Origin of the sequence: Mesotoga sp. B105.6.4 (assembly GCF_002896535.1) — a bacterium.
Taxonomy (GTDB): domain Bacteria; phylum Thermotogota; class Thermotogae; order Petrotogales; family Kosmotogaceae; genus Mesotoga.
The window spans coordinates 13,217-31,593 of sequence record NZ_JWIM01000024.1; the positions used below are offsets into that span (position 1 = coordinate 13,217).

Consider the following 18,377-nt stretch of genomic DNA (forward strand, 5'->3'; position numbering starts at 1 on the left):
ACGGACAACTATTTCTTCTGCTTGCAACTGACAACGTGGAACTTGGATCTGCTTCTTTCCGATGGACGGTGGACCGTTGACCGACAACGTTGTCTTCGCCAGTGTACAGTGGGTCCTTGTTCTTAAGCGCACAGCGGGTCTCAGGGCGAGATCCCGTGCAAGTTCATCACGGGATGACTGTCTTTTCTTACCTCACGTCATCCTGAAGTGCTCCTGTTCAGGATCTGGGCTGTGGGTCTTGACGAATGACGGGTTACCAATAACCAACAACAGACAACTATTTCTTCTGCTTGCAACTGACAACATGGAACCTGGAACTGCTTCTTTCCGGTGGACGGTGGACCGTTGACGGGCAACGTTGTTTTGAACAGCGTACAGCGGCTCTTACATTCGAGATCCCGATCAGTTTCATATCGGGATGACAGTCCTTCACGTCATCCTGAAGTGCTCCTGTTCAGGATCTGGGCTTGGGTCTCAGCGAAGGACGGGTCCATGATCTGGGACGAGTCACGAAGGACGGTTCTCCACAGCGCTCAGCGGGTTCTCCGCTTTTAAGCGTACAGCGGAACTTCTAGCGCACATCATTTGGAGATGTGATGTTGATTTTGATCTCCGGTATCGCAACTCTGACTTCTTCAGAGAGGAACTTATACTTTTGGTTCGTATTGTATAATTTACCCAATAGGAATTATACTTTTGTACAATTTGGAGGTTTGGATGAGACCAGAAGATTTTTCAGCTGACTCTCCGGGAAGGGTTCAGAAGGTTTTAGGTTCCGGTTTTTCCTACTGGGCGTTTATTCCCGATCCGTTGCCGCCGAAGCTTGATTATGTAGATAGTCTTGTTGTTGCACTGGGGGAAGCTAATCGAGCAATGGGCGAATTCTCTGGATTGCTTGCGGGAAGTCCAGGCGCGAAATTGCTTACCCGCCCCCTATTGCGAAAAGAGGCAGTATCATCGTCTCAGATCGAGGGGACCACTTCAGAGATAACCGATCTTTACCTTTTCGAAGCCTCGGATGAGAGCTCAGGTTTGCCGGAGGACGTCAGGGAGGTTTCAAATTATCTGAAGGCTCTTGAATACGGTCTAGACAGGATCAAGTCTCTGCCTGTCTCGACAAGGCTCTTCAGAGAGCTTCACGCCATTCTAATGAAGGACGTCAGAGGCGGGCATGCGTACCCGGGAGAGCTTAGAAAGACACAAAATTGGATAGGTAAGCCAGGATGCACGTTGAATGAAGCTGACTTCGTTCCCCCGCCTCCTGAAGAGTTGAATCGCTGCCTTTCAGATTTGGAAGTCTTTATCAACTCTGACTCGAAAATACCGCTTCTTGTGAAGCTGGCACTTGTCCATTACCAGTTTGAGGCAATCCATCCCTTCGTCGATGGCAATGGTAGGGTTGGGAGACTGCTGATCGCACTCCTGAAAACTTCATGGGGCATGTTGGATCAACCCGGGCTATACCTGAGCGGGTATTTCGAAGCAAACCGACTGGAGTACTATTCGAGGCTGAGAAGCGTCAGTTTCGACGGTGAGTGGAATGCATGGGTACTATTCTTCACTGAGGCCGTGCTAGAGCAGTCAAACTTTGGGAAGCGGAAACTTCGAGAAATGATGAATCTGAGGAACGATTGGATACAACGCGTGAGATCTCTTTCGTCCTCATTGCCTCTGACTCTCATTGATCACTTATTTGAAAAACCAATTCTAACGATTCCACAGGCGAGTGAAAAGCTTGGTGTAACGTACGTTAGCGCGAGAAGGGCTATTGAGGCTCTGTGCAAAAATGGGATATTGACTCCGCAAGATGGAAGCAAGTACGCAAAGAAATTCATCGCTTCAGAATTATTGGAGATGATTAAGTGATGCTGCTTCGAAGGAAGCCTCTCAGGTCAACCGTCAACGGTTCATCGTTCTTCGAGAAGATCAATCGACGAGAAAGAGCGTTGTGGAGAGTTTCGCTGCGCTCACGAGAGAAGAGAGTGAGCCAGTCATTGGTGAAATGAGACGCAGTGCGTGCGAAGATCGTGCCGGGACGCAAGGCTAACAAGGATCATGCCAGGTCGCATTGCCCGAAAGAGCATCCGGGGACGCAAGGCTGCCTTCGGCAGGAAGCGATCTGAAAGCCAGTCAGGCTCCACCTGGCCAGTCTTTGCTTCGCAAAGGCCAGTCTCGCCTTCGGCGAGGCCAGTTTCGCTTCGCGGGCAAACATAGACAATCGAGAAAGAGAACATCGAGAGGTTCGCTTCGCTCACGAGAGAAGAGTGAGAGAGAAAAAACCAGTCAGGTTGGAATTACGCCGTCACAAGAACCTCTTTGATCTCACCTTGACTAAGAACAGAGAACAGATCATTCCTCTAGAGCGAAGAACACTGTTTTCTCTTTGGCGGCTGCCTGCTCTTCTCGGATGACGGCGGACCGTTGACGGGCAACGTTGTCTTCGTCAGCGACCAGCGGGTTCTCCACTTTTAAGCGTTCAGCGACCAGCGAAAAGCGGCTCTTCCAGCGATCAGCGGTTCTTCTGCCTAACGAAGTCGGCCTCGCCTCATGTCGCTGGAGTGGCGCGCTTGTTCTTGCGGCAAATTTCGATCTTTCAAACGCTGAGGTTAGATCGATTCTTCAGCAAACGGCAGAGAATCTGGGGCTAAAACAGGAACATTTGGGATACGGGCTGGTCAGGGTCGATCTCGCGGTTCAAGCGGCCTCTAGAAGTGTTCCTACCGATCCGGACCCAGATCCCAAACCCGATACTATAACGGTGTCAAGTATAAGTTATTCATTGAACAGAAATGCCAAGCATATGTATGTTTCGGTTCAGCTGGAGCCGATCGTTGTCGGAGCAAGTGTTTCTGTAGCGGTGTATCTCAACGGAGGAATCTTGCCATACTACACTGGAACAATCACTACAAACACGGCGGGTGTTGCCAAATTTACCGTTGTCAATACGCCGTCGGGGACTTATACGACCGTGGTAACTGATGTCACAGCTGTTGGGTACACTTGGGACAGTAAATTTCCGGATAAAAGTTATTTTAAGTAGCCAGTTCCACTACCTGAAGTATTACCTACGTATGAACATCAAAGTGCTTGTTTTTCGGCAAGCACTTTTTTTGTTTTTAATTCATTTGGTTCTCCGATCCGTTTGGAGAGTGATGGTTGGAATTCTTTTTTCCAGATGCTTAATGATGTACACTTTAATGGGAGATGTTGTTCTTACAGTCTTGTTCCGGAATTATCTCCCTTATAAAGTAACTTGACCTCGAGTGATTGGAGTTGTCATTTTGGAAAGGCGCGTTCTCCATGTTGTTTTCAGGCCGAGTCATCTAGCAGTTTCAAGAGCAATAGCGGATACCATTTCCGGAAAGCATTTACTTGTTGCATCTACCGAGTTTGATTTTGACTGCTATTCTTCTCATGAGCTTGATTCTAAGTTGTTCACTAAGATCATTAAGATTGAGAAACCAGATTTTCGTACTAGAAAACTGTATGATTACGGAGAAAGGATGAAGATTCAAAAAGTCAAAGAGTCGATTTTCTTGCTCAATAGAGAAGTCAGGACTTTCAATCCCGAATTTGTAGTAATATATAGCGATGAACACATCCTCTCAAGAATTGTGTTAGCTGACAAGAACTCGAAGTACATACTTATTGAAGATGGAATGGTTGCCTACAAGAAGACATCTCTGATGTCAAGATTAAGGAGAAAGCTTAGAGAAAACACCAGAGATTTCTTCTGGAAGACGGCTACAGGTTTTAAGATATCGCCTTGGGAGGGTTACGGGAGAACTGATTTTGTCGATTTGTTTGTGAAGTCATTCAATTCCAATCTCGATAATTCGAAGGTAAGAAAGGTGAAGGTACTTGGTTACCCATGTTTCATCGCTTCCTTAGGATTTCGCATAACAGATTTTCAGTTCCGATCAAAGTCGGAAAGAGCTTTATTCTTCATTGGACAAGGCCTGCAGGGCACTAATAGCTATCCCGATCATGAGTTCTATTCATTACTTGCAAAGTTGAGAGATGGTCTTTCCGGTCACTTTGAAAGATTCATATACCTTCCTCATCCAATGGAAAAAGGGAACTCCAAAAGAATTACTGACTGTGGATTCAGCGAAGTAGTTACTGGAAGAATTGCTGAGTTGACTGTTCTCACAAGTGGATACTCCTCTATTCAGGTATGCTCCTTGTCCAGTACAGCCCTCATTAACCTTTCATTTGTTGGAATTCCTTCATTTAGCTTAGCAAGTATGTTAGGCACGGATTTGTCCTTGTTATTCGGAGAGGAAGTGTTGGTGAATCTGAAATGTCCAAAGTCGTTTACAGATATTGTAGAAGTTGCAGAGAATTCCCCACCTGTTTCAGCAACCGCTGCAAGTGGTGAAGCAAGAGCTCTGGCAGAGACCTTTCACAGTGATCTACGCACCATTTTTGATTCATGAGACTTCCTAAAAGGTAACGGGCTTCAGAAGAACTTGCAGTAGCATATCCAGATTTTGGCAAGCTTAGTCTTCTGATGAAATGCAGTATGCCATTCTTACGATTTCTTCGCATTGACACAGTACATAGTGATATTATTGACTTGAAAAGTCGATGCAACCGGAGGAACGCATATGAAAACATTAATCACTGGAGCAGCTGGCTTTATAGGGTCTCACCTTACAGAATACCTTGTCGAGAAAGGCTTCGAAGTCAAAGCCTTCGTCCGTTACAACTCGAAAAACAACTGGGGCTGGCTCGAAGAATCTCCCCATTTAGATAAGATAGAAGTCTACACAGGCGATATACGTGATTTGTTCGCATTCCCAAGTATAGCGGAAAGCTTTGGAATCAGCCAAGTTGAATGAATGCTAACTGGCTTATCTGTGGTGGCGACTCGAAATGTCGGTAGCGAAGACATTGTCTTAGATGGGCATAATGGTTTTATTGTCTCTTCAAGGGATCCTAAGGAATACGCTGATTGCTTGTTGGAGGCCCTTACGAAGACTTGGGATCAGTATTTTATAAAACAATCTGCAGTAGAGAGATTCGGCTCAAACATAGTTTACGACAAATTGGTCAAGCTGTATGAGTCACTGATAGAGAATTACTATCAGGATGCGTAGCGAACATAGATCACCTTTTTTGGCTTAGATTCTATTGATAATGGCACCTTAGCAGATTCTGGTAGAAGACATCAGATAGCTTCTATGTAAAAGACCAAAGTGATTTCGTGAAATTCGTTGACTTAATCTTCGTATGAATAACGAGAAGCAAATCTGACTGCGTTTCTGAATGAATGTTTATAATCTTGAATCTAGCCTAGATGCATTTATTTCTACCAGCTCCGGATACTTCTTTAGAAAATCTATGATTTCGCGCCAGTTCATTTTGTTGGCATTATATTTCTCAACTATGATTCTCGCGAATTCTAGATCTTCAGGATAATCAACAGTGAGTCTGTACCTTGATAAATCTTCTTCCAGAGGCACCTCAATGAGTTTGAATAGCTCAGGGTGTCCTATTATATATGGTGTAACGTGCTCTCTTTCTCTTTCTTCTCTTGCATCTTTCCAGGCATTCTCAAGAGCTTCATACGTGAATACTTCAGTATCTAGGCCATGAGGCCAAGTCCTTTTCTTTATACGATTAGAGGCGTAGTGTGCACCAAACACTTTAAGGGTTAGAATCAGCAAATCAATGATCTGCGGATCGACAAATGGACAATCTGAAGTGATTCTAACTATTATGTCCGCTTTGAAATATGAAGCAGTCTGGAAGTACCTATCTAGAACATCATCTTCACTTCCTCTGAAAGAAGCAATTCCCTTCTCCTTGCACCATTCTGAGATCAAATTATCCTTATCAGATGTAGTGGTTGCAACGATCACTTTGTCGACGTATCTTGCCTGTTTTGCTCTTTCGACTGAATACTCAAGAAGGGGCTTATCGGCAATCAACTTCATTGTTTTGCCCGGCGTTCTCGTTGAACCGAGTCTTGCTTGTATAATTGCTGCTATCATCTCTTATTCACCTTATCGACTATCGCCTTAGCAGTTCTCAGAGCACCTCTTCCGTCAAACTGTGAGAACAATGGTGACAGCCGCTTCTCCTTGGAATCTTTTATGCTTATTTCCTGCAGAATCAATTCCGGAAGCTTTTCAAAATCAATATTCTCATACCATCCAAGATTTGTTATGCCAAAGCTCTCAAGCTTCTCGGCTATCAGTCTCTGGTTATCTGCGAGAGTGAAGATTACCGGCACACGATTCATTGTGAGTATTTCATATGTCGTTGAGCCGGAGGCAGAAACAACAATTGAGGCCTGAGCAATATGCTCTTTCAGGCTTGAAGGTCTATGAATCAGTTCGCAATCTTCAAGACTGTCAGATAACAACCCCAATTTCGTAATTTGGCTTTCCGAAAAGCCCGGACCAACGATAACTCTCTTTTTCAGAGGCAATTTCCCAAAAGCTTCCAGGAACCTTGGCATAAGATCGAAGAAATCTGATGCACCAGTAGTAATAAGCAAACCCTTCTCACTCAGATCTGAGCTTTCTAGATTCCAGTATTCGCTTTTCATCACTAGATACTTTGGGCCTAGCAAGAACCTCGTTCCATTCTTCTTGCGGATATAGTGCAAGTCTTTGGCATGAATATTTCCGTTAATGAGAATATCAGCGACCACTTCGGCGTAAACATCGTTGTTGTCATCGAAATGAACTAGAAAAAGCTCTTTTGCCAATTCTTCAATATAGCTGGAGTCGGCAAGATAGGAATCAAAAACCACAACTTCAGGTTTAATATTCTTGATTTTCTCTATGTCGTTGTAATCAAAGGTTTCTGAGCACACAAAATCAAATCCGTATTCGGCGATCTTGCTTTTTGCTTCCGCATTAGCAAGAAAGACACTGCTAACACCACACTGCTTCAGTGCTGTTGCAAGAGAGAGACATCTGAATAGATGACCGAAACCTATACTACTGCTCGCAGCAGTTTTAAACAGAACAGTTTTTATCTTGTTCTTCCCCATTCTTCTCTCAGGATAGACATTCTAGTAGTATCCATGAATTCTCCGCGCTTATAGTACTCCTGCCTAAAACGACCTTCTTCAACAAACCCCAGTTTTTCATACAGCCTCATCGCAGGCGAGTTGTTGGCAAACAGCTCTAGGTATATTTTGTTAATAGGCAGATTTCTGAATACGTATTCAAAGAAGATCCTACTGGAATCAAATGCGATTCCCTTTCCCTGAAAGCTTCTTGCTATCATTATCCCGAATTGAGCTTTCTGATGTCTGTAGTCAATGTCAGTCAATCTTATTTGCCCGGCTCTTTCAGATTTGAACTCTATTATCAGTTCTATGTTATTCTTCGCGGCAGATTGCAGCCAACTATTATGAGCGAAGTCATAGGTGGGAGGATCGGAAAAGAATTCGTCGGCGAATTCAAGATCATTTCTTATACCAAGCAAGAAATCTGTATCCTTTATACTTAGCGGACGAAGAAGTACATCTCCCTCTTCTAGAATCATTCAGGAACCCCCTTCTGGTTGGAAATTACCATAGCTTCCGGAGATATGTATTCTACTCTAATTCTTTACTTACTAAGCTCCAGCTTAACGGTGTTCCATATTCCGTATCAATAACAGCTCTTTTCCCGAGGATTTCCGGCAAGTGCTTTGGATGCAATCCATATCCGGGTCTTATAGATTTAACATTTTCTTCCGTGAATATTTCTCCCTTCTTCATGTTTTTCACTACGAAGAGAGATCGTGCCATGAGACGGCTTCTTTGTTGCTTTTTGTTGAGCGTATATGTTGTCTTGCCTATTGCCTTTTCGGCCTCTCTAACAGCACTTACCATCGTCTTAAATTCATCTGGTTCTAGAGAAAACGGTGCATCTGGTCCGCCCAGATTTCTATCAAGAGTTAGATGTTTTTCGATGATCTTTGCTCCTAGTGCAACTGAGAGAACGGCTGTTGTGATTGTATTTGTGTGATCGGATAAGCCAGCGACGACACCGAAAGTCTCCCCAATGTTTTCTATTGTCTTCAAGTTAGTCTCCTCTATCGGAGTCGGATAAGCGCTAACACACTTCAAAACTGCAATATCGTTGTTCTCGTGCTTCCTTATCGTTGACAAAGCCAATTCGATATCCGTCAGTGTGGCCATTCCAATTGAAAATATTATAGGTTTTCCCTTTTGAGCAATATAGTCTATGAGAGGAATATCCGTTATCTCGTACGAAGCGACTTTATGAACAGGAACATCTAGCTCTTCAAGGAAGTCAACCGAAGTCCTGTCAAATGGAGTGGAAAAGAAGATTAGCCCTTCCTCTTCCGCAATCTTTTTTAGTTTTGGCTGCCATTCCCACGGAGTGTATGCTTCCTTGTACAGCTGGTACAGATTCTTCCCTTCCCAGATGGTATCATCCAGCCTGAAATATTCGTTATTGCAGTCTATCGTCATGGTGTCAGGAGTGTATGTCTGAAGTTTAATGGCATCTGCGCCCGCATCTTTGGCCTTCTTTATAATCTCAACTGCATAATCGTACTTTTGGAGATGGTTGCACGACATCTCGGCCACAATAAATACTGGATGTTCATCGCCCACTAGACGATCTCCTATCTTGAATTCCACAAAGATCACCTCACTTTGTCAGACTCTTTATGGACTGTATTACGTAGTTCACTTCTTCGTTCTTCATTTTCGGATACATGGGTATAGAGAGTTCATGTTCATAGTAATACTCCGCATTTGGATAATCACCTTTTTTGAAGCCATAGTTATTTCTATAGTACGGCTGCAAGTGAACAGGAATGTAATGTACCTGGGCAAATATCCCCATTTCTCTGAGTTTTATATAGGCTTCTTTTCGATCTGTTTTTGTTACTAGAATAGGATAGAGATGATATGCGTGCCTCGAACTATATTGCTCGGGTTTTGGAGGCATCACAAGCCCTTCGATATCTTTGAAAGCTTCGTTGTACATGGAAGCTATTTCGTTTCTTCTATCCAGGAAACCTTCGATTTTCTTCAGCTGTGAAAGGCCAAGAGCGCATTGAAAATCTGTAAGCCTGTAGTTGAATCCAAGTTCCTGCATTTCGTAGTACCATGGTCCATCGTTTCTTTGCAGAAGAGCCGGATCTTTTGTTATTCCATGAGTGACAAAGATCTTCATTTTCTTATAGAATTCCTCATTGTCGGTCGTTATTGCTCCGCCCTCTCCAGTGGTAATATGTTTCACCGGATGAAAGCTGAATAGAGACATGTCCGCTCCTGTTCCAACCATCTTGCCATTCCTTTTCGCTCCAAGAGCGTGAGCCGAATCTTCAACTACAACTACGTTATGCCTTCTAGCAATTCCCATGATGGTCTCGATGTTTACCGGATAACCTGCAAGATCCACCGGAGCAATAACTTTAGTATTTGGCGTTATCGCTTCTTCGATCTTTGCGGTATCGATGCAATATGTTTTGAGGTCGATGTCCACAAATCTTGGCCTGGCCCCCAAATAGATTGCCGAATTCGAAGTGGCTACAAAGGTTATTGGAGAGGTAATTATCTCATCTCCAGGTCCAATTCCGGCAGCAAACATTGCCCCGTGGAGTGCGGAAGTTCCCGAGCTGAAAGCGACAGCATACTTTGCGCCAACATACTCAGCAATCTCCTTTTCGAATTCCTCGATATCCGGTCCTTGTGTTAGCCAGTCACTTTGAAGGACCTTTGCCACGGCTGAAATATCGTCTTCATCTATCCATTGCCTGCCGTAAGGGATATTATTCACCATTTGCCCCCTATAATTCTGGATTGCTTTCTATCCATTTTTTCGTCTTTTCAATGCCTTTCTCAAGTGAGAGTCTTGGCTCCCAATCTAGTAGTTCTTTGGCTTTCGTTGAGTTGCACTTGAGTCTCATGATTTCTGCTTGCGGGTGAATATGTGGAACGTGCATTATAAGCTCGGGAGTTCCTGCAATCTGTAAAGCGAGATCATTTATTGCAACATCGCTTCCCGTACCCGCATTTATTATCTGACCAAGAGCAAGATCGTTGTTGCCTGCCCTTATTATAAAATCTACGCAATCTTCCACGTATAACAAATCTCTTGTCTGTGTTCCGTCACCGTAGATTCTCAACGGTTCGCCCTTGAAAGCCTGTCTGATGAATATTGCCACAACCCCACCTTCCCCATTCGTCTTCTGGAAAGGTCCATATGTGTTGAACGGCCTGATGACGGTCGTTGGCAAACCATATGAGTAATAATACGAAAGAGTAAGCGCTTCTCCGCTCAGTTTCGCAGCCGCATATGGAGAGGCGGGTTTCGTTGGGTGTTCTTCTGTGATTCCTGATTCGTCATGACTGCGATCATAGACCATACAGGTTGACATGAATACGACTCTCGTCTTCTGTTTTCTGCAGTTTTCAAGAATATTGAAAGTGCCAATAATATCTCTTTCAATAGTCTGAACAGGGTTATCTATTGAATTTTGTACATTGATTTCGGCAGCCAAGTGATACACGATATCGTATTTCTCTTCAAAAAGCTTCTTTAGAATTCTCTCATTTCTTATATCGCCTTCCAAGAAATGGAGTCCAGTACTTTGGGAAAACTCTGATATGTTCTCTCTTCTTCCGTTTGAGAAATCATCAACAGCAAATACGGAATTTCCTTCGTCTAGTAATCGCTTTATCAACCAGCGGCCTATGAATCCCGCTCCGCCCGTTACAAGAGCTTTCATTGCTTCACCCCTTCTCTATTCAGTATATCCCAAATCATATCTTTTACTCGAAGATAATCGAGGATTGGCGCGTTCTCTGATGAATACATACTTATAGCGGCTGGTGTCGCGTTATCTTTGTAGTGGTTGATATAGTCATCTCTTTCTCCAAAAAAAGGCAGTACTGCAAACATGTCTTCAAGCTCCAAAGCTCTCATGCTCTCTTCTTCGGTCATAAGTTCCTCGTACATCTTCTCGCCGGGTCGCTTACCGATAACCTTTAACAAGTTATAATCGAAGTACTCCATAACACTTTTCGCAACATCTCCCATTCTGACAACCGGCATCTTCAGAACAAATATCTCTCCACCAAGAGATTCTGTCGCTGCCTTAAGAATCAACTCTACTGCTCTTTCCTTGCTCATTACGAAGCGAGTCATTTCCGGCTCCGTAAGGGTCAACGCTGCCTTCCTTTTTGCCTGCGCGACAAACAACGGAAGTACACTGCCACGACTCATCAAGATGTTTCCGAATCTGACCGAAACAAATTTCGTTCGAGAGGTCCCTCTGGAAAACTGTGCAGCACTCATTAGTCTCTCTGCTAGAAGCTTCGTCGCGCCCATTGTATTGGTTGGAGAAGCCGCTTTATCTGTGCTGGTATATACTACGGTCTTGGCATCGGCTTTAAGCGCAGCTTCAATAACATTCTGAACGCCGAGGACGTTAGTCTTAACAGCTTCAAAGGGATTATATTCGCAGGCAGGAACATGTTTCATTGCCGCGACGTTGAAGACGATGTCTATACCCTCCATGGCACGCTGAACCCTCTCTTTGTCGCGGACATCTCCTATGAAGAAACGAGTGTTTGCTGTGCTGGGTATCTCGTGCCCGCTATCGTCACTTTCTATTATTCCAAGCTCGTTCTCCATAATGAACTGCTTGTGCTCGTCTCTCGAAAAGAGCCGGATGACTTCCGGGTTTTTCTTGAGCAAGCTGTAGAACAAAGTCTTTCCAACAGTTCCCGTGCCACCGATTATCAGGATTTTCTCACCAGTAAACATTCTCTTCACCTTCACTAAAGCCAATTGAAATGCAACACTTCGCCGATATTCCATTATAATGCCGAGATGGATTATAGATAACTAATAGAGATCCTCTTCTAAGCTAATTGAGAATCACCAGAAATCTGTTATGACCCTGTATTGTATGCAAAGTGAAGAAGGCGGTTCCGTAAGCAGTTCAGCCCGGTTACATAACTCGTTTTCTCAACAAAGGCATTTGCGACTTCATGACTTCATTTTCGCCTGAGTTCAAGGCTCAACTGAGCATAAAGGGTAACGCCCACTACAGCGAGGCCTATAGGAAGCATCCAGATCCTCCAGAAAATATCTTCAGCTATCCTTAAGAATTCGCCTTTGTCACGTGGATTTCCTTAAGCATTGTTTGGACAAGGCCGGTTCAAGATACTTCGCTTTCCATTCTTCAACGGAAGAAAGATAGTTCTGCTCAAAGAAAACTTTCAGAGCAAGTTGCTGAGGCCAAAAAAGCCCCTTTTCAAAGAGCAAAGTTCCATCATCTTGTAAAGTGTATGCACCGGGGATACCATTCACTTTGAGCTGCTCTGGGGTTTTAACATATATAAACGGGCTAATCTCACTTATCCAGTACTTCCCGCTCCTATCCTTGAGCATATCAACTCCAAGCATAGCCTTTCCAATCTTGCTATAGGTTTCCAGGGCGATTCTAATTGCCTCGATAGGCAAGTCTTCTTTTATCACGATTCCACTCCCGGAAGCTCTGAAGTCATTGCCTTTGGGCTTCCGATAATATCCAAAGATCATATTCCCGATGATATTCACCCTTGTATCTACTCTATCGCTTTCCACAAATCGCTGGAAATAGACTAAGTTTTTCTGCCTGACGTACTTCAGATGCGTTCGCTTTCCGTAGACAGAGAATACTTGCCGGACAATTCTCTTCGCTTCTGAGGCGTTAGCAACTGAGAAGACTTCTTTAGAACCTGCTCCGAAAGATCCTTTTGAAACCAATGGATAACTTAGGTTTTCTGCCATAGTCTTGCTTTCATCATAGTCATTCGAGATGAAGGTCTCTATAACTGGAAGATTGTTGATAGATAAAATATATGTGGAGTATGCTTTGTCGTCACAAAGCAGCAAAGTATCATAATCTGGGAAGCAGACTTTGCCTAGTTTATTCTCAAGAATGTAGATTTTCCTCTTGATATCCTCCATTTGAAAAGGACCGTCTTTTGGCGACCAAATTATCAAATCGAATTTCGAAGCCCTCTGAATCCAGTCAGATCTGCGATATTCATAAATGGAATAAGGAAATCCATTCTTCTCCAAGAAGGTCGCGTACTTTGTCCAGTAGGGAACAGCATTGCAGTCTTGAGTCAGTCCTACAAAAGGTCTCTTAATCTTGTCAGGCCAATCGATTTTCACTTCCTCGGAGTGGAATTTCCCTGGATCATCAAAGGTCGGACTAGTAGACTCTGGAAACCAGAGAATCCTTTCCATCAATTTCCTCTTTGTTCCATCAAACAATACGTCTCCTCCGCTCTTATTCTTTTGTGGTACTTATCTGCTGCTCTCATTTGCTCGCTGACTACCTATAGAGTTCGAGTATCTCTTGTACAGTTATCTTCAGGAGGATCGTTGACGCTTTGAAGAAGCTAACTACGAGTTCTCTTCACACTATCATGAGAAGCTTCAATAATGAAATCAGAAATAGGCTTCATCTTAACAGCCCAATCTAGCTCCTTCACAGCGTGGTCCCTCAAGATTCTTCTACCATCTTCTCGTCCATTGTAGATCTCTATCGCCATCGTAACCAGTTCATCGATATCAATAGGGTCTTCACCATGCTCGACTTTCTTCACATATGGTTCGAGGCCAGTGAAATCGGGGTCATCAGTTGCGTGTACAAACGGTAAGCCTCTCGCGCAGAACTCTCTGTGTTTCAACGGCGAAGGATATTGCCCGCCGATCTTGTGCAAGGCAAGGGCCCCAATACCAATGTGGGATCTATCAAACAAATGATCCAGTTCCTTTCCATCAACAACACCGTGGAATATGACATTCCCGCCGATGTTCAAGCTACGCATCAATGCAAGCAAGTTATCAATTTCTTTTCCGTCCCCAGCGATGTTGAATAATATTTCATGGTCGCCATTATAGGCAGCAATCCCCTTCATAATTCGATCGTATCCATGATAGTTCGTGATTTTCCCAAGTCCAAGGAGCTCTACAGTTCTGTGCAGATAAGGAGTCTTTCTAACAGTCAATTCATCGACGCCAACGCCGTTAGTAGTCAGAAGCACTCCCTCCCTTTCAAAACCACTTACTCCTGAAACTCCAACAATAAGATCCACGTGTCTCTCCAGAATTGATGCAAAACTCCTCTCCAGAATACTCCGAGGCAGAGTGTGGGAGAGCCTGTATTCGCTTGTCCAAGGGTAGGTGGGATACTCCCAGATAATCTTGCACTGCCTAGAGAGAGTTCTTAAGAACCTCATGACTAAATGAGAAAGAGCAAATCTCCTGATGTATACTGCATCGATTTCCTTCTTCTCGCACCATTCCTGTGTGAAGCGCATGATTTGCGACAGAACCTGCTGATTCTTGATCCTCTTGAGTATGCTTGCCCTATTAGTAATAGATGCCATTCTGCTGCCAAAGTTAAAACAGGATTCTCTTTCAAACTTCGATTTGACAACTCTGTAAATGACAAACTCGGTATTTCTAAGGATTCCTAGAAATACCGAATGACCAAGCTTTTCGAATGCTACACACTGAGACCTGACTTTCTTGAGAAATCCCAGTGATTTCGACTCTTCGTTGAGGATCGTGAAATACAACAATGAGTTATTCATGACATCATTACTCCTAACGAAGACTGTTAATAAGATGCTAAGCCGTCGAGTCTTCAACCATGATTGTGACCGGCAAGATCTGTAAAAGTTTTATCATATTGAGTTCCAACTCTCTCCCATGAAAACTGCCTCACATGTTCCATCATTTGCTCTTTTCCCATCTTTTCTGCAGATTTCTCGATTGCTTCTGCTAGTTCTACCGAGTCGTATTTCTCGACAAGTTCAAAGCAATCTGGATGATAGATGTCCCTAACTCCTTCAAGATCTTTCATAGTAACAACTGGAAGTCCGCAAGCGAGCGCCTCAAGAAATACGAGGCCGAAAGCTTCTGAGATGGATGTTAGAACAAATAAATCACATTCGCTGTAAGCTTCGATAAGTTCGTCTCCCAGCAGTCTACCCTTGAAATGGATTCTTTTGGCCAGTCCATTTGCGTGCACGAAATCATGTAAATTATCGCTTTCAGGTCCGTCTCCAACAATCACATATTCGTAGTCTTCGGAGAGATGTTTCATTGCTTCAAGCACTTTGATATGATTCTTTCTCTTTATCAAGCTGCCCACCGTGATGAGCTTAATTCTATTGCTTTGTGTTCTGCCTTTCTCACTGAGATTCCTTTCTCGAATTTCAGACGCCCTATTCAGGAATTCATGTGAAATCCCGTTACCAATCACCGAACATAATTTCTCGCTGTAGCCTATTTCACTTACAATTCTGTCTCTTAACCCCGAACTCACACAAATGATGGGTATTTTGCTGACGTCAAGGAATCCGAAGAAGTCTTTGAGAAAAACTTTCAGATTATATCTAACTTCCTCCTCTTCCGATATACCATGGGAAGTGAAGGCAAAGGGAATACATGATTCCACGGCCGAGAGAATCATTGGCAAGCGATCGAGATTGTTGCCGTGTATGCTTATGATGTCAGGTTTGATTCGATCTATTAATTTTTTCCAGTAGAGTCTTACACCGAGAAACCTGGCTTCTTCAAGCAAAGAAGGATGTTCGTAATACTTCGCCACATTCTTTTCACTCTTAAGAAGCTTCCATACTATCTTTGGTGAGGCTTTGAATAGTTCCCACAGTTTTTTTCTCGGAAAAATGTGGAGAGCTTTCTCCGAACTCCCAGTGAAATCATGAAGTGTCGCCAAGTAGACTTCATGACCTAACTCCGACAGCGATCTTGCTATCTCATACGTTGCCATCGCGGCCCCGCCGGCGAACTGACCGCCTTGGTTCACAGGAGCCATCCCAGGTCCAATAAGTACTCTCACAGTAGATTCCCCCCTACTTGCTCATAAACTCCGAACAGGAACGGGTAATCCCCAAGTTTCCCTTTGCAATTAGCTCATTACTCTAAATGTCCTTCAAGTAGCTTGTCCAAAACGCTTACCAATCTAGTTCCAGAATCATTGACCATGAATCTGTCATCAACTAAAGTCAGATTCTGGTTAGTGCACTTATCAATTGCTTCGCCAACGGACCTTTCCTGGAAAACAACACCCAAAAAACCCTTCAAAGCTTCAAGATGCTTCTGGTGGTCTTCGAATCTCAGAACAACGGTTGGTACAGAGTACTGAAGAGCATCTAGTGCACATGTTGAAGAGATGGTCAAGTGAATATCTGCTATCTTAAGCAATTCAAAAACTGAGAATGTGGATACGATGACATTCTTATTCCGAAGGGCCGCGTACTTATCCTTCTGCTCACTGGGGTGTGGCTTAATTATTACGAAATAACCCCTTTTACTCAGCGAAGCCACGGCTTCGACATAAGCTTCCGCTTCGTAGATTGGTTGTGTACTGATCAAAGCCACTTGCCTACCTTTTGAATCATCTTTGATGCCTTGCACTTCAAGAATTGCTGGGGCGTTCCTAACTGACTCGATATAATAATTGCCCACCACATGTATGTTTTCCGCTCTGAAAAGAACGCTTTCACCTATAAGAATCTCTCTAAATGCCTCACCATACACGAGCATCTCATCCGGCGTGTCGCTTCTGACTACTTCATGTTTATATATATATCCAGCATGAAATCTGTTTATTATTCCGTGCTGGATCTCCACAACTGGGATTTCACGAAGCTTTGCCGCGTAGGTTAGCGCTCTTGAAGAAAGATTGTACGAACAGACCTCGAGTATTAGTTTCGGAGTGAGCCTTTCCAGAAGATCTTTCATCAAAGAAACCAGTGCGATATATCTTGGTATCACTTTGCGGATGCTTGCAGTGAACCTCTCAGCTGCTGATGAATCCAAGAATCCTACTATAAGGTTTTTTATTTTGCTGAGAATAGCATCAGTACGTTTTTGGTGACCTCCTGCTTTGATTAGGCTCTTTGTAAGAAGATTCATTCCTGATATTCTCTGCTTCGTAAATACGTTCTTCCCTGGATTAGGGACTGAGACATTAGGTATCTCGATAATCGAATAGCTATACCGAGTCAGTTTTCCAATCCAGTCGATGTATATATCAAACTCTGATCCTTCAAATTTTCTTCTGGTTGTGTTCGCAGATATCGCCAGAATCTTGTTTTCCTTGGGAAGCCTAAAATTCAACAATGACGAAGCCATCATTGAGAGCATTCTTAGACTCTTCGAATTAGCGTACCGAGAGCTAAAATCCCCCGTTAGGTGAGAATACAGACTTGTCCTCACCACATTCCAAAGGGGGATCTCATCTATTTGCAGTTCTGCGCATGAATCGCCTCGCTCTTCCTCTATCTTCGATATAAGGGATAGTGCCTTTGCGCTATCCATTAGCGAATATCCTTTGCAAAAGCCCCTTCAACGATCCTAGACCATACGCTATATGGAGAACAATGAATCCAACAAACGCAGGCAAGAGAAGAGCTGACTTTCCGGGTCTCAGTGAAATCCCTAACGATGCTATTAGCAATAACGAAATGTACAGAGTAATAACAACTAGATAGGGAATTCGCACGAAAGGCACCCATATGGAAATCAAACCAAATACAAGAAGGAAGGAGACGAAAAGGAATGGAACGATGTGCCTTAAGGAAAATGGCATGTTTGAGAACCGAGAACCTGCGATTACCCAATAACCATTTCCAAAGCTATTCCTCCACAGATCCCCGTAGGTCGACCTGGCGTAATAATTAAACTGTATGTCCGGGTAAAGAATGATTCTGCCTCCGGCACGCTTCAGTCTCAGATTCAGTTCGATATCTTGATTCCTAACAAGCTGCTCATTGAAATAGCCGATTCTGTCGAAAACCTCTCGTTTGTAGCAACCGAAAGGAGCAGTATCTACCTCTGTGGGTTTGGTTACGCCTGTCCTAAACTTGGCACCGCCAACTCCAATTGGATGAGATAAGACTTCGGCGATAGCTCTTCCCACGGGAGAGTTTACACGAGGCTCCGTTTTCACTACTCCACCCACATTGTCTGCACCGCTTTCTATAGCATGCTGGACGCATTTAGAGATGTAGTCCGATGGCATTTCACTGTGTGCGCCGCTGAAGAATATGTATTCCCCTTTTGAAGCTTTCACTCCTAAGTTCATCGCAACGGGAGTTATCTTCTTTTCGTTGTCAATTAACATTACTCTGTTGTCTCTTAATGAGATTTCGTTGACGATATCTCTTGTTCCATCTTCACTCATTCCATCAACCACGATTACCTCTATGAGTTCTCCGGGGTAGTCGCAGGCTAGAAATGACTTAACGCATCTCTCGATGAACTTTTCTTCGTTTCTGGCAGGTATTATAACCGAGACCCTTGGAAGCTTCAAACTCCTCACCACATCTCTGCTTCAAAAAAGCATTTCGC

The 18,377-nt window shown here is 43.7% G+C and carries 16 protein-coding genes and 1 pseudogene; 5 read left to right on the forward strand and 12 right to left on the reverse strand.

The window, feature by feature from the left end; all coding sequences use genetic code 11:
- The first annotated feature begins 717 nt into the window (after positions 1-717).
- The 5 genes and pseudogenes from RJ60_RS06175 (at position 718) to RJ60_RS06195 (ending at position 5,102) form a co-directional block, all read left to right on the forward strand.
- Entirely contained in the window at positions 718-1,866 is a 1,149-nt protein-coding gene (locus RJ60_RS06175) for a Fic family protein (RefSeq protein WP_103134270.1), read from the forward strand.
- A gap of 568 nt (positions 1,867-2,434) precedes the next feature.
- Positions 2,435-3,040 (forward strand): hypothetical protein, encoded by a 606-nt coding sequence (locus RJ60_RS06180; protein ID WP_258001929.1) that lies wholly within the window; start codon positions 2,435-2,437, stop codon positions 3,038-3,040.
- A 241-nt stretch (positions 3,041-3,281) separates the two neighbouring features.
- Complete coding sequence (locus RJ60_RS06185; RefSeq protein WP_103134271.1) at positions 3,282-4,439, forward strand: polysialyltransferase family glycosyltransferase; 1,158 nt, start codon at positions 3,282-3,284, stop codon at positions 4,437-4,439.
- A gap of 171 nt (positions 4,440-4,610) precedes the next feature.
- Positions 4,611-4,817 (forward strand): annotated as a pseudogene (locus RJ60_RS06190) (GDP-mannose 4,6-dehydratase); the annotation flags it as partial.
- Positions 4,818-4,844: 27 nt separating this feature from the next.
- Positions 4,845-5,102: a glycosyltransferase gene (locus RJ60_RS06195; RefSeq protein ID WP_102819145.1), complete on the forward strand. Its 258-nt coding sequence runs from the start codon at positions 4,845-4,847 to the stop codon at positions 5,100-5,102.
- 177 nt (positions 5,103-5,279) lie between these two features.
- Here RJ60_RS06195 and RJ60_RS06200 read toward each other — a convergent pair whose 3' ends face one another.
- The 12 genes from RJ60_RS06200 to RJ60_RS06255 form a co-directional block, all read right to left on the reverse strand.
- Positions 5,280-5,999: a cytidylyltransferase domain-containing protein gene (locus RJ60_RS06200; protein WP_102819146.1), complete on the reverse strand. Its 720-nt coding sequence runs from the start codon at positions 5,997-5,999 to the stop codon at positions 5,280-5,282.
- A complete protein-coding gene (locus tag RJ60_RS06205; protein WP_102819147.1) occupies positions 5,996-7,009 on the reverse strand; it encodes a PseG/SpsG family protein in 1,014 nt (337 codons plus the stop codon). The genes RJ60_RS06200 and RJ60_RS06205 overlap by 4 nt, the downstream gene beginning before the upstream one ends.
- Positions 6,991-7,509, reverse strand: coding sequence for a GNAT family N-acetyltransferase (locus tag RJ60_RS06210; RefSeq protein WP_102819148.1), 519 nt, complete (start codon positions 7,507-7,509; stop codon positions 6,991-6,993). Before RJ60_RS06210 ends, RJ60_RS06205 begins: the two co-directional genes overlap by 19 nt.
- A 52-nt stretch (positions 7,510-7,561) precedes the next feature.
- The gene (pseI, locus tag RJ60_RS06215) at positions 7,562-8,626 is read right to left on the reverse strand and encodes a pseudaminic acid synthase (protein WP_180977944.1); all 1,065 of its coding nucleotides are present in this window, start codon (positions 8,624-8,626) and stop codon (positions 7,562-7,564) included.
- A gap of 1 nt (position 8,627) precedes the next feature.
- Entirely contained in the window at positions 8,628-9,767 is a 1,140-nt protein-coding gene (gene pseC / locus RJ60_RS06220) for a UDP-4-amino-4,6-dideoxy-N-acetyl-beta-L-altrosamine transaminase (protein ID WP_180977945.1), read from the reverse strand.
- 7 nt (positions 9,768-9,774) lie between these two features.
- The gene (locus RJ60_RS06225; RefSeq protein WP_102819150.1) at positions 9,775-10,716 is read right to left on the reverse strand and encodes a dTDP-glucose 4,6-dehydratase; all 942 of its coding nucleotides are present in this window, start codon (positions 10,714-10,716) and stop codon (positions 9,775-9,777) included.
- Positions 10,713-11,756, reverse strand: a complete 1,044-nt coding sequence (locus RJ60_RS06230) for a polysaccharide biosynthesis protein (protein ID WP_102819151.1) — start codon at positions 11,754-11,756, stop codon at positions 10,713-10,715. The genes RJ60_RS06225 and RJ60_RS06230 overlap by 4 nt, the downstream gene beginning before the upstream one ends.
- Positions 11,757-12,113: 357 nt before the next feature.
- Entirely contained in the window at positions 12,114-13,259 is a 1,146-nt protein-coding gene (locus tag RJ60_RS06235) for a RimK family alpha-L-glutamate ligase (protein ID WP_102819152.1), read from the reverse strand.
- A 128-nt stretch (positions 13,260-13,387) separates the two neighbouring features.
- Positions 13,388-14,587: a hypothetical protein gene (locus RJ60_RS06240; protein ID WP_102819153.1), complete on the reverse strand. Its 1,200-nt coding sequence runs from the start codon at positions 14,585-14,587 to the stop codon at positions 13,388-13,390.
- Positions 14,588-14,640: 53 nt separating this feature from the next.
- Positions 14,641-15,861 carry a glycosyltransferase family 4 protein gene (locus tag RJ60_RS06245; RefSeq protein WP_102819154.1) on the reverse strand — a complete coding sequence of 407 codons (1,221 nt, stop codon included), beginning with the start codon at positions 15,859-15,861 and terminating at the stop codon, positions 14,641-14,643.
- A gap of 77 nt (positions 15,862-15,938) precedes the next feature.
- Positions 15,939-17,345: a polysialyltransferase family glycosyltransferase gene (locus tag RJ60_RS06250; RefSeq protein ID WP_102819155.1), complete on the reverse strand. Its 1,407-nt coding sequence runs from the start codon at positions 17,343-17,345 to the stop codon at positions 15,939-15,941.
- A complete protein-coding gene (locus tag RJ60_RS06255; protein WP_102819156.1) occupies positions 17,338-18,348 on the reverse strand; it encodes a glycosyltransferase in 1,011 nt (336 codons plus the stop codon). Before RJ60_RS06255 ends, RJ60_RS06250 begins: the two co-directional genes overlap by 8 nt.
- Between the last annotated feature and the right edge of the window lie 29 nt (positions 18,349-18,377).

What these genes read in the sequence shown, in the direction of transcription:
- RJ60_RS06175 (WP_103134270.1), top strand. Translation starts at nt 718, where the DNA reads ATGAGACCAGAAGATTTTTCAGCTGACTCTCCGGGAAGGGTTCAGAAG.
- RJ60_RS06195 (WP_102819145.1), top strand. Translation starts at nt 4,845, where the DNA reads ATGCTAACTGGCTTATCTGTGGTGGCGACTCGAAATGTCGGTAGCGAA.
- RJ60_RS06200 (WP_102819146.1), bottom strand. Translation starts at nt 5,999, where the DNA reads ATGATAGCAGCAATTATACAAGCAAGACTCGGTTCAACGAGAACGCCG.
- RJ60_RS06205 (WP_102819147.1), bottom strand. Translation starts at nt 7,009, where the DNA reads ATGGGGAAGAACAAGATAAAAACTGTTCTGTTTAAAACTGCTGCGAGC.
- RJ60_RS06210 (WP_102819148.1), bottom strand. Translation starts at nt 7,509, where the DNA reads ATGATTCTAGAAGAGGGAGATGTACTTCTTCGTCCGCTAAGTATAAAG.
- pseC (WP_180977945.1), bottom strand. Translation starts at nt 9,767, where the DNA reads ATGGTGAATAATATCCCTTACGGCAGGCAATGGATAGATGAAGACGAT.
- RJ60_RS06225 (WP_102819150.1), bottom strand. Translation starts at nt 10,716, where the DNA reads ATGAAAGCTCTTGTAACGGGCGGAGCGGGATTCATAGGCCGCTGGTTG.
- RJ60_RS06230 (WP_102819151.1), bottom strand. Translation starts at nt 11,756, where the DNA reads ATGTTTACTGGTGAGAAAATCCTGATAATCGGTGGCACGGGAACTGTT.
- RJ60_RS06240 (WP_102819153.1), bottom strand. Translation starts at nt 14,587, where the DNA reads ATGAATAACTCATTGTTGTATTTCACGATCCTCAACGAAGAGTCGAAA.
- RJ60_RS06250 (WP_102819155.1), bottom strand. Translation starts at nt 17,345, where the DNA reads ATGGATAGCGCAAAGGCACTATCCCTTATATCGAAGATAGAGGAAGAG.